Origin of the sequence: Burkholderia sp. A2, assembly GCF_001729305.1 — a bacterium.
Lineage (GTDB): Bacteria > Pseudomonadota > Gammaproteobacteria > Burkholderiales > Burkholderiaceae > Burkholderia > Burkholderia sola.
Genome location: NZ_LZXX01000099.1, coordinates 111,283 through 126,453 on the forward strand (window position 1 = coordinate 111,283; position 15,171 = coordinate 126,453).

At 68.0% G+C, this 15,171-nt stretch carries 9 protein-coding genes; 5 read left to right on the top strand and 4 right to left on the bottom strand.

The genetic code is table 11. The annotated features are described in order from the left end of the window. Nucleotides 1-56: 56 nt before the first annotated feature. From tssF to tssA, 4 genes are read left to right on the top strand one after another with little or no spacing between them, the layout of a single operon-like run. The gene (gene tssF, locus A9Z05_RS19070) at nucleotides 57-1,892 is read left to right on the top strand and encodes a type VI secretion system baseplate subunit TssF (protein WP_069619457.1); all 1,836 of its coding nucleotides are present in this window, start codon (nucleotides 57-59) and stop codon (nucleotides 1,890-1,892) included. Continuing rightward, nucleotides 1,856-2,956 (top strand): type VI secretion system baseplate subunit TssG, encoded by a 1,101-nt coding sequence (tssG, locus tag A9Z05_RS19075; protein WP_069619458.1) that lies wholly within the window; start codon nucleotides 1,856-1,858, stop codon nucleotides 2,954-2,956. The genes tssF and tssG overlap by 37 nt, the downstream gene beginning before the upstream one ends. A gap of 39 nt (nucleotides 2,957-2,995) precedes the next feature. Beyond that, nucleotides 2,996-5,665 carry a type VI secretion system ATPase TssH gene (tssH, locus tag A9Z05_RS19080; RefSeq protein WP_069619459.1) on the top strand — a complete coding sequence of 890 codons (2,670 nt, stop codon included), beginning with the start codon at nucleotides 2,996-2,998 and terminating at the stop codon, nucleotides 5,663-5,665. A gap of 39 nt (nucleotides 5,666-5,704) precedes the next feature. After that, nucleotides 5,705-6,826: a type VI secretion system protein TssA gene (gene tssA / locus A9Z05_RS19085; RefSeq protein WP_050013098.1), complete on the top strand. Its 1,122-nt coding sequence runs from the start codon at nucleotides 5,705-5,707 to the stop codon at nucleotides 6,824-6,826. 91 nt (nucleotides 6,827-6,917) lie between these two features. On the opposite strand, the gene A9Z05_RS19090 is transcribed toward tssA, so the two are convergent. From A9Z05_RS19090 to A9Z05_RS19105, 4 genes are all read right to left on the bottom strand, one after another. Next, the gene (locus A9Z05_RS19090; RefSeq protein ID WP_069619460.1) at nucleotides 6,918-7,868 is read right to left on the bottom strand and encodes an OmpA family protein; all 951 of its coding nucleotides are present in this window, start codon (nucleotides 7,866-7,868) and stop codon (nucleotides 6,918-6,920) included. A 4-nt stretch (nucleotides 7,869-7,872) separates the two neighbouring features. After that, nucleotides 7,873-8,862: a type VI secretion system-associated protein TagF gene (gene tagF / locus A9Z05_RS19095; protein ID WP_069619461.1), complete on the bottom strand. Its 990-nt coding sequence runs from the start codon at nucleotides 8,860-8,862 to the stop codon at nucleotides 7,873-7,875. Continuing rightward, nucleotides 8,859-12,803: a type VI secretion system membrane subunit TssM gene (gene tssM / locus A9Z05_RS19100; protein WP_069619462.1), complete on the bottom strand. Its 3,945-nt coding sequence runs from the start codon at nucleotides 12,801-12,803 to the stop codon at nucleotides 8,859-8,861. Before tssM ends, tagF begins: the two co-directional genes overlap by 4 nt. A 301-nt stretch (nucleotides 12,804-13,104) precedes the next feature. Next, a complete protein-coding gene (locus tag A9Z05_RS19105) occupies nucleotides 13,105-13,950 on the bottom strand; it encodes a M15 family metallopeptidase (protein WP_069619463.1) in 846 nt (281 codons plus the stop codon). Between the two features lie 121 nt (nucleotides 13,951-14,071). Between A9Z05_RS19105 and A9Z05_RS19110 the strand changes: the two genes are divergently transcribed. Continuing rightward, nucleotides 14,072-15,058, top strand: coding sequence for a phage tail protein (locus A9Z05_RS19110; protein ID WP_069619464.1), 987 nt, complete (start codon nucleotides 14,072-14,074; stop codon nucleotides 15,056-15,058). Nucleotides 15,059-15,171 lie beyond the last annotated feature (113 nt).

A 15,171-nucleotide genomic window follows, 5' to 3' on the forward strand; every position in this document is an offset into this window, starting at 1 on the left:
GGACCGCCCGGTGGTCAATCAGGTCCGGCAGGAAATATTGAGGTTCGGGGTCGTCGATGGAAGAATTGCTGCCGTATTACGAACGCGAATTATCGTTTTTGCGGCGCTATTCGCGAGATTTCGCCGAACGCTATCCGAAGATCGCCGCGCGTCTCGCGGTGTCGGGCGAGCACTGCGAGGATCCGCACGTCGAACGGATGATCGAGTCGTTCGCGCTGCTCGGCGCACGCATCAACAAGAAGCTCGACGACGACTACCCGGAATTCACCGAAGCGCTGCTGGAAGTGCTGTATCCGCACTACCTGCGGCCGTTCCCGTCGTGCTCGATCGCGCAGTTCACGCCGGCTTCGCCCGGCCAGCAGACCGAGCCGGTCGTGATCGATCGCGGCACCGAGCTGAAGAGCCGCCCGATCCGCGGCGTGCAATGCCGGTTCCGCACCGCCTACGACGTGACGCTCGCGCCGATCCGCATCTCGGAGGCGCGCTACACGCCGGTCGCGCTCGCGCCGAGCGCGACGGTGCTGCCGTCGAACGCGACGGGCGTGATCTCGATCACGTTCGAATCGCTCGCCGCGCAGCTCGATCTCGGCGCGCTGAAGCTGTCGACGCTGCGCGCGCATCTGCACGGCGAGCAGTCGTTCGTCGCCGCGCTGACCGACTGCCTGTTCGTCAACGTGCTCGGCGCGTATGTCGAGCCCGAACGCAACGGCCGCTGGACCGCGCTGCGCAAGCTGCCGATCGCGCAGGCCGGCTTCGCCGAGGACGACGCGCTGATCGACTACCCGGCGAAATCGCATCCCGCGTACCGGCTGCTCACCGAATACTTCGCGTTTCCCGACAAATTCGATTTCGTCGACTTCGACCTCGCGGCGATCGCACGCGCATCGGGCCGCTGCCAGCGCGCGACGCTGCATCTCGTGCTGCAGGACGTGCGCAGCGATTCGCATGTCGCGCGCCTGCTGGAGCTGCTGACGGCGAGCCATTTCCGGCTGTTCTGCACGCCGATCGTCAACCTGTTCCGCCAGCACGGCGAGCCGATCCGCATCACGCACCGCGCGGTGTCGTATCCGGTGATCGCCGAGGCGCGGCGCGCGTTCGCGTACGAGGTGTACTCGATCGACTCGGTGAAGCTCGTCCGGCAGCAGGCGCACGAGGAATCGGTGATCGAGTTCCGTCCGTTCTATTCGCTGCATCACGGCGAATCGGCGCGGATCGGCCATTACTGGTTCGCGCGCCGCAACGACTGGGTCGCGCAGAAGAGCCCCGGCTACGAAACCGAGATCTCGATCGTCGACATCGACTTCGAGCCGACGTCGCCGCAAACCGACACGCTGAGCCTCGACCTCACCTGCACGAACCGCGACCTGCCGGCGATGCTGGCGTTCGGCCTCGAGGGCGGCGACCTGTTCCAGGAAGGCGGCGCGCAGACGAGCGGCATCTCGATGCTGCGCCGCCCGACGCAGAGCGTGCGCTTCGAGCGCGGCCGCGCCGCGCACTGGCGGCTCGTGTCGCACCTCGCGCTCAACCACGTGTCGCTCGTCGCGCACGGCCTCGCGCCGCTGAAGGAAATGCTGACGCTGTACGACCTGCGACGCACGGCCGTGTCGATGCGCCAGATCGACGGCCTGGCCGGCGTCGAGCAGCGCGGCGCCGTGCAGTGGCTGCCCGGCAAGCCGTTCGCGACCTTCGTGCGCGGCATCGAGATCCGGCTGACGATCGACGAGGAACACTTCGTCGGCGCGAGCCTCGCATCGTTCGTGCGCGTGCTCGACAGCTTCTTCGGGCTGTACGTCCACCTCAACAGTTTCGTTCAATTGGTCGTCGTGTCGAAGCGCACCGGCGAGGAGATCATCCGATGCAAGCCCCGAACCGGCGAATCGATCCTGGCGTAGTCGACGCGCTGCTCGACGAGCCGCATCGCTTCGAGTTCTTCCAGGCGGTGCGCGTGCTTGAAGGGCTGTTCGCGCGGCAGGCGTCGGATGCGCCCGGCGCGTGGCGGCAGGGCGACGTCGTCGCGCAGCGCATCGCATTCCGCAACACGCTGTCGCTCGGCTTCCCGCCGAGCGAGATCGAAGGCGCGCGCTCGTTCGACGGCGACGGCGCGCCGCTGAACTCGGACGAGCAGCGCGGCGCCGCGCTGGCCGCCGGCGAGCTCGGCCGCGTCGAGCTGACGCCCGCGTTCTTCGGGCTGCTGGGCGGGCAGGGCGCGCTGCCGCTGCACTACACCGAACAGATCGTCGCGCGCGAGCACCTGAGGCGCGACCACGCGGCGCGCGCGTTCTTCGACGTGTTTTCGAACCGCGCGACCGCGCTGTTCTATGCGGCGTGGAAGAAATACCGGCTGCCGTTCCATTACGAACTCGATCGCGACGAGCGCTACCTGCCGCTGTTGCTCGCGATCGCGGGCGTGCCGAGCGACGAGGTGCGCGACAGTCTCGCGGCCGGGCCGGGCGGCGTGCTGGACGAAGCCGTGGCCGGCTACGCGCTCGCGGCGCGGCACCGGCCGATGTCGGCCGCCTACCTGCAGCGCACGCTGTCCGATTACTTCCGCGTGCCGGTGAAGATCGACCAGTTCGTCGGCAAGTGGTACGACGTGCCGCCCGACCAGCTGAGCGTGCTCGGCGAAGTCAATGCGGTGCTCGGTGCGACGGCGCTCGTCGGCGAGCGCGTGTGGCAGCGCGACATGCGCGCGCGGATCGTCGTCGGCCCGCTGTCCAAGCGCGATTATGAGGCGTTCCTGCCCGGCGGCGCGCACGCCGTCGCGCTCGAGCGGATGCTGACGCTGCTCGCCGGCGTCACGCTGGAGTACGAGGTGAAGCTCGTGCTCAAGCGCACGGAAGTCGGCGCGAGCGTGCTCGGCGCGGGTTCGCGGCTCGGCTGGGACGCGTTCCTGTGCACGCGCGACGCGCTCGAGGACCGCTCGGACGCCCGCTACGAACTGCACGTGATTCACTGACCCTAACAACAACACGCAATCGAACCTGAGATCGACGCCATGAGCACGCCTCTGAAGACCCTGATCACGAAACTGAACCCGCTGTGCCGCCACGCGACCGAGCGGGCGGCGAGCGCGTGCCTGGCGCGCGGCCATTACGAGGTCGATCTGGAGCACCTGTTCCTCGCGTTGCTCGACGAAGCAACGGGCGACCTGCCGCTCGCATTGCGCGCGAGCCGCGTCGATCCGCATGCGCTGCATGCCGATCTCGAACGCGAGCTCACGCGCCTGAAGACGGGCAACACGCGCACGCCGGTGTTCTCCGTGCACCTGATCGCGCTGTTCGAGCAGGCGTGGCTGATCGCGTCGCTCGATTCGCAGCTCGGGCGCATCCGGTCGGGGCATCTGCTGCTCGCACTGCTGACCGCGCCGGATCTCGCGCAGTTCGCGCAACGGATGTCGTCGCGGTTCGCGGAAATGAACGTGACGGACCTGAAGCACAAGTTCGACGAAATCATGGCCGGCTCGAGCGAAGCCGAGCCGCGCCAGGCGGACGACGAGGACAGCGACGCCGCGCCGGCCGCCGATGGCCTTGCACCCGCGGCCGGCCCGTCGAAGACGCCCGCGCTCGACACGTACACGACCAACCTCACGCAGCGCGCGCGCGAGGGCAAGATCGATCCGGTGATCGGCCGCGAAGCGGAGATTCGCCAGGCGATCGACATCCTGATGCGCCGCCGCCAGAACAACCCGATCATGACCGGGGAGGCCGGCGTCGGCAAAACGGCGGTCGTCGAAGGGCTCGCGCTGCGGATCGCGGCCGACGACGTGCCGCCGCCGTTGCGCGGCGTGGCGTTGCACGTGCTCGACATGGGGCTGCTGCAGGCCGGCGCGAGCGTGAAGGGCGAGTTCGAGAACCGGCTGAAGAGCGTGATCGACGAGGTGAAGAAGAGCGCGCACCCGATCATCCTGTTCATCGACGAGGCGCACACGATCATCGGCGCGGGCGGCCAGGCCGGCCAGAACGACGCGGCCAACCTGTTGAAGCCGGCGCTCGCGCGCGGCGAGCTGCGCACGATCGCCGCGACGACGTGGAGCGAATACAAGAAGTACTTCGAGAAGGATGCGGCGCTCGCGCGGCGCTTCCAGGTCGTGAAGGTCGAGGAGCCGAGCGAGCCGCTGGCCGCCGCGATGCTGCGCGGGATGTCGGGCCTGATGGAGAAGCACTTCAACGTGCGGATTCTCGACGATGCGATCACCGAGGCCGTGCGCCTGTCGCACCGCTACATCAGCGGCCGCCAGCTGCCGGACAAGGCGATCAGCGTGCTCGACACCGCGTGCGCGAAGGTCGCGCTCGCGCACAGCGCGACGCCGGCGGCGATCGACGATACGAAGAAGCGCATCGAGCGCATCGATGCGGAAATCGCGTCGCTGGAGCGCGAGGCGGCGGGCGGCGCGGCGCACGACGAGCGGCTCGGCGAGCTGCGCGGCGCGCGCGGCACGGCGCTCGAACAACTGGCGAAGGACGAAGCACGCTACGAGGCCGAGCGCGTGATCGTCGCCGAGATCACCGAGCTGCGCGACGCGCTCGACAAGGCGCGCGGCCCGTCGGAAGACCGCCAGCCGGTCGACGTGCAGGCCACGCGCGACAAGCTCTCCGAACGCGTCGCCGCGCTGCATGCGCTGCAGGGCGGCGAGCCGATGGTGCCGCTGCAGGTCGACGGCCACGTCGTCGCCGAGATCGTCGCCGCGTGGACGGGCATTCCGCTCGGCCGGATGGTGAAGGACGAGATCGACACCGTGCTGAACCTGCAGCCGCTGCTGACCGCGCGCGTGATCGGCCAGGATCACGCGCTGGAGGCGATCGCGCAGCGCGTGCGTACCGCGACCGCGAACCTCGAGGATCCGAACAAGCCGCGCGGCGTGTTCATGTTCGTCGGGCCGTCGGGCGTCGGCAAGACCGAGACGGCGCTGGCGCTGGCCGACATCCTGTACGGCGGCGAGCGCAAGATGGTCACGATCAACATGAGCGAGTACCAGGAAGCGCACAGCGTGTCGGGCCTGAAGGGCTCGCCGCCCGGCTACGTCGGTTACGGCGAGGGCGGCGTGCTGACCGAGGCCGTGCGCCGCAACCCGTATTCCGTCGTGCTGCTCGACGAGGTCGAGAAGGCGCACCCGGACGTGCTCGAGATGTTCTTCCAGGTGTTCGACAAGGGCACGATGGACGATGCGGAAGGGCGCGAGATCGACTTCCGCAACACGCTGATCATCCTGACGTCGAACGTCGGCTCGGCCGCGGTGATGCAGGCGTGCCTGAACAAGCCGGCCGAGGAACTGCCCGATCCGGACGCGCTCGCCGAGACACTGCGTCCGCAGCTGTACAAGACTTTCAAGCCGGCGTTCCTCGGCCGGATGAAGGTCGTGCCGTACTATCCGATTTCCGACGACGTGCTGGCCGAGATCATCGAGCTGAAGCTCGAACGCATCCGCCGCCGGATCGACGCGAACCACAAGGCCGCGTTCGAGTGGGACGAATCGCTCGTCGACGCGGTGCTCGCGCGTTGCACCGAGGTCGATTCGGGCGCCCGCAACGTCGACCACATCCTGAACGGCACGCTGCTGCCGGAGATCGCGGGCCACGTGCTCGGCCGGATCGCCGACGGCGCGGCCATCGCGCGCATCGCGGTGCGTGCGGACGAGGCCGGCGAATTCGCGTACACCGTCGAATGAGCGCGGCCGCGCAACCCGCATTGATGAACTGACCGAACCATGCCGATCAATCTCCCCGAGCTGCTGACGCCGATCAGCGACGCGTCGCCCAGCGGCGACGACCTGCTGTTTTCGAACGAATTCGACGCGATCCAGGACGCGCGGCGCTACGACGATCCGACGCTCGACCAGGGCGAATGGGTGACCGAGATCAAGGAGGCCGACTGGGGCTTCGTCGTCGATCATGCGGGCGAGCTGCTGCGCACGCGCACGAAGGACCTGCGGCTCGCCGTATGGCTGACCGAGGCGCTCGCGCTCGAGGACGGCATCACGGGCCTCACCGAAGGCTATGCGCTGCTCGAGGGCCTGTGTCGCGACTTCTGGGACACCTTCCACCCGCTGCCCGAGGACGACGACATCGAGCACCGGCTCGGCAACGTCGCGTGGCTCTCCGGCCGCACGGCCGAGCTGCTGCGCGCGGTGCCGCTGACGGACGGCGCATCGAATGCATTCAGCACGCTCGACTGGGAAGTCGCGCAGCACGTCGCGCAGTCGATCAAGCGCGATCCCGAACACGCGGACGACATCGCGCGCGGCAAGCCGTCGATCGAGCAGATCGATGCGTCGCGGCGCGTGACGTCGATCGCGTTCTACACGGCGTTGCTGGCGAACCTGAAGGCGTTCGAATTCGCGCTCGATGCGTTCGAGGAGCGGCTCGTCGAGCGCGCCGGCGATTCGGCGCCGAGCTTCCGGCAGGCGCGCGACGCGTTCGAGACCGTGTACCGGCTCGCCGAGCGCTTTGCGCGCGAACAGGGCTATACGGGCAGCGCACCGCACACGCAGGCGGCGCCGCAGGCCCAGTCAGAACGCATCGAGCCGGTGTTCGGCCAGCCGATCCAGACCGAGGAGACTCACGTGCAGCAGCAGACCGCTTCGCGTCCTCCGGTGACGCAGATGATCGCCGGCATCCAGAACCGTGCGCAGGCCGTCGACCAGTTGCGTGCGGTGGCGCGCTATTTCCGTCAGACCGAGCCGCACAGCCCGGTCGCGTATCTCGCCGACAAGGCGGCCGAATGGGCCGACATGCCGCTGCACAAATGGCTCGAGAGCGTCGTGAAGGACGACGGCTCGCTGTCGCACATTCGCGAACTGCTGGGGGTGAGGCCTGACGAGCAGGCGTAAACGCAGGACGGGCGGCGCATTGCTGCCGCCGCCCGTCGTGTGCCGTGCCGTGCCCGCTTCGCCATAGCGCGAGCGGCCGGCCGGTTTCCCGTTACTGCCCCACCCGGAACTCGATCCGCCGATTCCTCGCCCTGCCATCCGCCGTATCGTTCGGCGCGATCGGCTGATCCGGCCCGACCCCCGTCGTCGTCATCTGCTGCGGCGGGATGCCCTTCGTGATCAGATACCCCTTCACCGCATCCGCGCGCGCCTGGCTCAGCGCGATGTTCGACGTCCGGTTCCCCGAATTGTCGGTGTGGCCGATGATGTCGACCGTGCGGTTCTGCATCTTCGCGAGCGCGGCCGCCATCTGGTCGAGGATCAGCTTGCCCTGCGGCGTCAGCGTCGCGCTGCCGGTCTCGAACTCGATCGTCCGGTTCGCCAGCGTCTGGTCGAGCACGCCCTGTTCGGACGCCGACACGCGCAGCCCGTTCTTGATCGTATACGTCGGGTTCAGCGTGTTCGCCATGTCGCTCGCGAGCTGCTGGCGCTGCGCCTCGTTGTGCACCTCGCCCTTCATCTCGATCTGCGTCCCGTTGATCTTCAACTGGCCCTTGCTGATCTGCTTGAGCTGCGCGCCGAGCAGCTTCTGCACGTTCGCGCTCCAGTTCGGCGGCGTCGCGACGTCGCCCACCTCGATCTGGTCGACGACGTTCGTCGCGCCGTAGGTGTCGCGCAGCTTCTGCAGCACGGCGGCCTTGGTCGCCTCGTCGGGCACCTTGCCGCCGACCACCACCTGGCCGGGCGTTGCGTTCGCGGGCGGCGGCGCGATCGTGCCGGCGGTGCCGTGCACCACCGTGCCCGACGCACCGCCGGCGTTCGGGTTCGCCTGCGGCAGCGCGGTCGTCGCGACCGTACCGTTGCCGACCGGCGTGACGGTCGCGCCCGTGTTCTGCGCGAACGCCGCGCCGCTCGCGACGAGGCCGGCGGCGAACAGCGCGGCGAGGGCGGGCGAGACGGCGAACGACGAGCGCGTGCGCCGGACCTGAATCGTGCGATGCATGCGGTCAGCCTCCGATGAACGCTTCGCGGAACGCGTCGATGGCGACGCGCAGCGAGAGTTGCGGTTGGTCGAGGTAGCTGACGAGCTTGCTGATCTGATGATCGTTTTGCGCATGGGCGTCGATCCACTCGGGATCGTCGATGTCGATGTTGTGGGCGGCGTAGGTCTGCGGGTCGACGACGCTCAACAGCGTCTTCGCCGACGCGCCGTTGAAGCCGATGATCAGCCGTTCGCGTTCGGCGATCGTGCCGATGAAGATCGCGAGCTCGAAGTCGGCCTGCGCGACGAACGGCGCGATCAGCTCGAGCCAGAACGCGGCGACGAGGCTGCGGTAGAACGGATCGACCGGCAGCGGCAGCGTGAGGCCGCGTTCGATGTGCGACGAGCCGCTCTGCATCACCGGCCGCAGCAGCGAGCCGAGCGCGAGCATCGCGCCGCGCAGCCGCACCGGATGACCGCTTTCGAGCAGCATCTCCTGCAGGCCGTGCAGCGACTGGTGTTCGACGAAATCGTTGAAGGTGCCGTCATGCGACGTGCCGGGGCCGCCGATGTCGATCGGCACCTGCGTGTCGCCGAGCGCCTGCAGCGCGCCGGGCGGCTCGTCCTTGCCGAGCAGCGGCGGGATCTGCGCGGCGACGCGCGACCACAGCCGCGCGAACGCGAGCGGGCTGCGCGCGAGGAACGCGAGCGGCCGGTCGACCTCCAGCGCGGTGGCGCCGAGGAACGGGAAGCGGCGCATCGACACGTCATGGCTCGCGACCATGTGGCCCGCGATCGCGAGCTTGCTGCGCGAACCGAGGAACGCGAAATGCATCGGCTTCGCGTCCTCGTAGACGATCTTCCAGCGCGGATCTTCCGCGAGCAGCTCGAGCGCCTGCGCGATCCAGCGATCGAGCGTCTGCAGCAGCTGCGGATTGTGCGCGCTCTTCACGAAGTCGCCGCGCGACGGAATCTTGCCGAAGTAGGCGATTTGCGCCTGTACGGTTTGCGTCATTGCGCCCTCTGTGCATTCGTTGCGTTGGCGGCCGCGACGGCCGGCGCGGCGCCCGGCGTGCCGGTGCCGGCTTGCGTCGCGTTCTGCGCGGCGCCCGCGCTCGCGTCGGCGACCGACGACGGCAGCTGCAGGCCGCGCAGGCTCTGCTGCTGCGGCTGGTCGCCGCCGCCGGCTGACGGTTGCGACGTGCTGATGATGCGCATCGTCACCGACACGTTCACGCTGCCCTGTGCCCACGTCAGGTCGAAGGTGCCGTCCGGACGGCGCTTGCGCTGCGCCGAGTTGATCAGCTTCTCGAGACCGTAGCGGCCCGGCTCGTTGACGAGCTGCACCGTACGGCCGTCGAAGGTCGTCGCTGACAGCGTCGCGCCCGGCGAGCCCTGCGGGTTCGGCCACACGAAGTTGGTCCACTGCGGCGGCGTGTTGCGGTAACGCAGCTGCTGGCCGTCGATCGCGATCGTGTATTCCGTCGTGCCCGTGCTCGGTTGCGGCAGGATCTGGAACACGGTCTGCGGCTCGGCCGACGCGGCCGCGCTGCCGGCGGCGCCGCCCGCGAGCGGCGCGACCCAGCGGGCGAAGCCGTTCGTGAAGTCCGGCGTGAGCCCGATGCCCATGTCGCCCCACGTGCGGGCGGCGAGCGTGTCGCCGCGGCGCACCGCGAGCGGCCCGAGCGTCGTGCCGACGAACTTCGCGATCGAGCCGTCCGGACCGAACACCTGCGCGATCTCGCCGGCGCCGGCCTCGACCTTCGCGTTCGCCGCGAACGGGTACTTGGTCGCGAGCGAACTCTGGAACGGCTGGTAGACCTGCGCGTTCCACACCTTGTTGACTTCGGCGCTGGCCGGCTGGATCACGACCGCGAACGCCTGCATCAGCGGCCGCACCAGCAGCGGACGCAGCGACTTGCGTTGCGAATCGGTCAGGCCCGTCAGCATCTGCTCGTCGACGAGCTTCAGCGAATCGGCGAGTTCCGAGCCGCTGCCGTCGAGCGTCTGCTGCATCAGCTGGCGCGCGCCCGGCCCCGGGTCGCCCTGGTTCTTGATCACGTTGAAGCGGGTACGGACCTTCGACAGCGACTCCATGTAGCCCTTCAGCATCGACGTGCCGTCATGCGTCGCGACGATCCGCGCGAGCCCGACGAACTCCTGGCCGATCGGCCCCATCGGCACCTCGGCCGGATTGCCGTTGATGTCGATGTTGGCTGCCGCCATCTGGCCGGCCTGCGAGCGCGTGAACAGTTGCTTGACCCAGTTCACGACGCCCGTCTGCGCCTTCTTGATCGTCACGTTCGCGAGCGACGGGTTGTCCCACGACGTCTGGTCGTACGCGGTCTCGAGGATCTTGCGGATCGGCGAATCCTGCGGGTCGCCCAGGCGGTTCATCCCGTCGACGGCCTGGCCGAAGCTCGTGAAGCCCTGCACCGCAATGCCCTGCATGAACTTCTGCCAGTGCTGCGCGTACTCGGTCTTGTACATGCCGACGAGCGTCTTCTGGATCTGCTCGGGGCTGCCCTCGAGCGTCAGGTCGTCCTGCGTCGACGTGTTGAGCACCCAGTCCTTCGCCTGCAGTTCCTTGGTCGCCGCATCGCGGATCGCCGGCTGCACGTAGTCGAACCACGCTTCACGCGTGAACGTGCCCGGAATCGCGTAGCTGCCCGCCACGAGCCCCTGGTTGCCGTCGCCGACGATGCGCGCGATGGTCATCGGCGCGAAGCGGGTCGACGCGCGGGCCTTGATTTCCTCGTACACGCGCTGGCGCGCCGGCATGCCGCGCACCACGCGGCGCAGGTTCTCGCGGGTCTGGTCGACGAGCGCGAGATTCGCGTCGATCATCGGCCAGTCGTCGTCGTTCACGCGCGACAGGTAGAACGAGATCATGCGCTCGGCGCTCCGGATCATCTCGTCGCGCGGCATGTTGCCCCGATTCGTCTCGAGCCAGCCTCGCCAGAAGCGGGCGAGCTGGTCGGTCAGGTGCGCCTGTTCGACGTGCCGCTTGTCGGACAGCATCAGGTAGGTCTTCAGCGCGTTGTACGCGTCCTGCACGTTGGTCGGCGACGCGTCGCTGTAGAGGCCGCCCTGCGGCGCGGCGGGCTGCTGCGGGGCGGCGGCCGGCGCGGCGCCCGACGCGGCCGGCACGGCGCCGGCCTGCGGCGCAGCGCCTGCCGCGTTCGTCGACACCGGCATCGTGCCGCCCTGCACGGCGCCCGATTCCGGCGGGCGCGTCATCGGCACCAGCTGCTCGGGGTGCGCGTTCACGTCCTTCATGAACGACGCGAGGTTCTGCGACACGGGGGCCAGCAGGATCTGGCGCACGCCGTTGTAGTACTCGGTCAGCAGGTGCTGCTCGAGACGGTCGCCCTGGTACAGGCCGAGCGACACCGACAGCGGCTTGTCGCGGCGGAACTGTTCGAGTTGCTCGATCCGGTCCTCGAGGATGTCCATCGCCTGCAGGCGCGACTGCAGGTCGTTGCGGCCCTGCTGCAGGCGCGTGACGTTGTCGAGGTCGGCCTGCACGTTCGACACGAGCTGCTGGTTGCCGATCGTCGACCAGGTCCAGCCGCCCAGCGCGAGCGCGAGCGCCGCGACGAAGCCGAAGAAGGTCGCGTAGCGCAGCCGCGTCTTGGTCGGGCTCGCGAACTGGCGCACCGTCTGGCGGTCCGCGAAGATCACCTTCGAGAACAGGTCGCGCAGGAAGAAGCCGTTCTTCGAGAACGCGCTGTGCGGTTTCGGCAGCGCGCTCCCGTCGAGGCCGAAGCGGTGCGCGATGCGCTGCGCGGCCGCGCTGTTGGTTTCGCCTTCCTGCAGCGCGCTGGTGAAGTAGAAGCCACGGAAGATCGGCTTGTACTGGAACGGGTTGTTCTCGAACAGCGTCGCGAGGAACGCGCGCAGCGACGGCTTGATCGTCGAGAATTCGAGCGGGAAGCTCAGCTGGCCCGGCGACAGCTGGTTGCCGCGCGACAGCGACAGCTGCGCGACGCTGATTTCCTTCAGCCCTTCGTAGAGTTCCTCGAAGTGCGTGTCGAACTGCGCGACGACGTCGCGCTTGTCGTCGGGCTCGTAGGGCAGGGTGGCGCCCCACACGCGGTCGTACTCGTGCTTGTCGCTGCTGCTGAAGAATTCGGTGAAGCCGGTGATCAGGTCGGCCTTCGTGAACATCACGTAGACCGGCGCGAACACTTCGAGCTTTTCCGTCAGCTCCTGAACGCGCTGACGAAGGTTTTTCGCGAGGTTGATCGCGAATTCGGGGCGGTTGCCGGTGAGTTCGGCGATGCTGGCCGTGACGATGATGCCGTTGATCGGCGCCTTCGGACGGTAGCGCTTGAGCAGCCCGAGGAAGCCGAGCCACTCGCTGCGGTCTTCCTCGTGCACCGAATAGCGGCCGGCCGTGTCGAGCAGGATCCCTTCGGTCGTGAAGAACCAGTCGCAGTTGCGCGTGCCGCCGATGCCGTGGATCACGGCGCTGTTCTTGTCCGCGAACGGGAATTGCAGGCCGGAATTGAGCACGGCGCTGCTCTTGCCCGCGGCCGGGTTGCCGATCACGATGTACCACGGCAGTTCGTACAGCGCGGAGCCGCCCGACACCTGGCCGATCTTCGACGTCTTGATCGTCTTCACCGCGTCCGACAGGCGCGTGCGCAGCACGTCGAGGTCGGCCGTCTTCGCGTCCGGCGCGAGCGCGGCGGCGGCCGGCGCGGCGATCTTGCCGGTTTCCGCCTGTTCTTCCAGCACCTGGCCGAGCTGCTGGTTCGCGCGCTTCACGCGCCAGCGGCGCCACAGCGCGACGACGAGCCACAGCGCGAGGACCGCTGCGAATGCGATCGCCGCCCACAGGAGCGGCAGCTGCAGCATGTCGGCGACGATGAACAGAATGGCCGCTAGCGCGACGATCCCGACGATCGAGAGCGTACGCGGATGAGTCAGCACGTTGAGGATGCGTTGCATAGGACGTTCAGGTTCCGGTGCGATTCGATGAGGCGACGCAGGCGCGCCGAGCGGCAAGGGTGGCGCCGCGATGTGTCGCCATGCTGTCAAACGGGATGAAGGAGGCTGGCATCAATGCGCTCGCGGCATCGGAGAAGGCGCGCGCATTAACGAAAGGACGCTGTGAGATTTAAAACGGAAGCGGCGGCCGGAAAAAATCGCGCACCGGAATGCCCGATTGTTTGCGCCGCCCAAATCGTTTCCTGCCGGGTGATTAAAAAGCCCCATGCCGCCCTCATTATTTCTTGTCCGGCAGCCCTGACTAGCTGCCGCGTCCCAGTTTAAAACCGGGTTTATGGTATTCCACGTGCCCGAGATCCATCATTTTCCATCGGCCGCCCCAGGTCAGGCCGACTTGCTCGGCGACCTGGCCGTACAACTGGTAGCCGCGCATCGCCCACGGATCTTTCTCGGAAATGACCAGCTTGCCGTCGCGCAGGAATGCGTTGTCGGCCGCCAGCCCGAACTGGTGATAACTCTGGAACGCCGCCGCATTGGTCACGTTCGTGCCCATCTGCGCGAGCCGGTTCTGTCGTTCCGGGCTCCGGTAGCCTTCCAGCAGCGCCATTTCATAACCATGTTGTTCGTGCATGATCTTGTAGACCAGCAGCAAACGCGTCCGGAAATCCGGGTCCAGCAGGTTCCAGTCGCGGCTTGCGTCCTTCAGCGCCGGGCGGACCTGCTCGACTTCCTTCGTGGCAAAGACTTCCGGCGGCAACGGCGGCGGCGGCACGAGTTGTTCGCCCTGCAACAGCGCGGCGATCTTCTCGTCGGGCACGCGCGCCGTGTCGTCGTACTGAAATAATTGCCGACCGCGTAACGCAATGGCCACCAATGGCGGCGTCGCAAGAATACCTGCCGACACCATAATCATCAAGCGCCGCCGAACCAGTAAATTTTGCACGTCGCTTAATGCGCCGCGCGTCACGGTTGCCGATTTAACAATCTGACTCCGCGCGCGGGCGGCGCGATCGTTCGCCCGGCGCGTCAGGCGGCCGTGAAGCTGGGCGACCGATTCGAAAACGCTCGCGCGGATACCCGGTAAAAGCAACAGTGCCGCAACCGCGACGGCTAGGGCGAAATAGGCGACGAGTGCGACGGCAATCAAAGAAATCCCCGGAAATTGGAATTGATTGTGTTTTGCAATGCTTGCTCTTAGAATCAGGCTGCTTCAAGAGGCCGGGCTATATTATCGCGGTGAATTAAACCAGGATTCAATGAGACGCTGAATGAGTGCGCCGGAAAATTCAAATTCGAAAACTCCGCCCAGCCTGCTGTCCGATACTAAACCGGCAGGGGAGGGAGGGCCTCGGCAGTCGCGCATTCTCGCGGATCTGGAAGGGCGTGTCACGCCGCCCGCCGAGCCGCCGCGCCGTTCGCTGAAGGCGCCGATCGCCGCCGTCGTGGCGTTGGTCGTGGCCGTCGGCGGTTGGGGCGCGTGGCGCATGCAGCAGTCGTCGGGCGAGCGGCCTGCCGCGATCGCGGCCGCGACGGAACCGTCGGCGGCCGCGCCGGCCAAGGCCGCACCGGCCAGCGGCGCCGCCGCGCAGGTCGCGCAGAATGGCGCGTCCGCTGCACCGGCCGCGCAACCGGCCACGATCGTCAACGACGATTCGGCGTCCCAGACCGTTGCATCCGCATCGGCGTCCGGCGCATCCGCTTCCGCCGCGGACAACAGCCGCCTGTCGCGCGCGCTCGCCAACGGCGCCGACGAGGGTTCGGGCGCGGCGGCCACGGCCGGCGTCGCCGCAACTGCGGCCGCCGCGGCAGCGGCGACGACCAAGACGGCGAAGGCCGACGCGTCGAAGGGCACGAAGGTCGCGGCCCACGGCAAGACCGACACGAAAACCGATGCGAAGGCCGAAGCCCGCAAGCATCGCAAGGAACAGCAGGCTGAGCTCGCGCAGGCGAAGAAGCGCCGCGAAACGGCGCCGACCCGAACCGCGAAGGCGGGCGCGAAGGACGATCCGGATGCCGATCTGCTCGCCGCGCTCGTCGCGCGCACGAAGCCGGCCGACAAGAAACTCGCCGCTCAGAAGGCGCAGGCCGTGCCCACCAAGACGGCGGCGACCGGCGGCGCGCTGGCGTCGCGCGTGAAGGAGTGTTCGGAGCGCGGTTTCTTCGAGGATCAGCTGTGCCGCTGGCGCGTGTGCGACGGCCACTGGGGCAAGGACCCTGCGTGCCCGAGCGCCGCGCAGTCGGAGACGCGGCAGTAACGCGTGTCGCGCACGCCCCGGCGTCTTCCCTGTCAGCGCCGCCCATTGGGCGGCGCGTTGTTTTCGGAGGCACGGAGAAGCTGCCGGTATGATGCCGCATGACGCTGTCACGA

Coding starts and splice junctions, on each gene's coding strand:
- tssF (WP_069619457.1), top strand. CDS start 57: ATGGAAGAATTGCTGCCGTATTACGAACGCGAATTATCGTTTTTGCGG.
- tssA (WP_050013098.1), top strand. CDS start 5,705: ATGCCGATCAATCTCCCCGAGCTGCTGACGCCGATCAGCGACGCGTCG.
- A9Z05_RS19090 (WP_069619460.1), bottom strand. CDS start 7,868: ATGCATCGCACGATTCAGGTCCGGCGCACGCGCTCGTCGTTCGCCGTC.
- tssM (WP_069619462.1), bottom strand. CDS start 12,803: ATGCAACGCATCCTCAACGTGCTGACTCATCCGCGTACGCTCTCGATC.
- tssH (WP_069619459.1), top strand. CDS start 2,996: ATGAGCACGCCTCTGAAGACCCTGATCACGAAACTGAACCCGCTGTGC.
- tagF (WP_069619461.1), bottom strand. CDS start 8,862: ATGACGCAAACCGTACAGGCGCAAATCGCCTACTTCGGCAAGATTCCG.
- tssG (WP_069619458.1), top strand. CDS start 1,856: ATGCAAGCCCCGAACCGGCGAATCGATCCTGGCGTAGTCGACGCGCTG.
- A9Z05_RS19110 (WP_069619464.1), top strand. CDS start 14,072: ATGAGTGCGCCGGAAAATTCAAATTCGAAAACTCCGCCCAGCCTGCTG.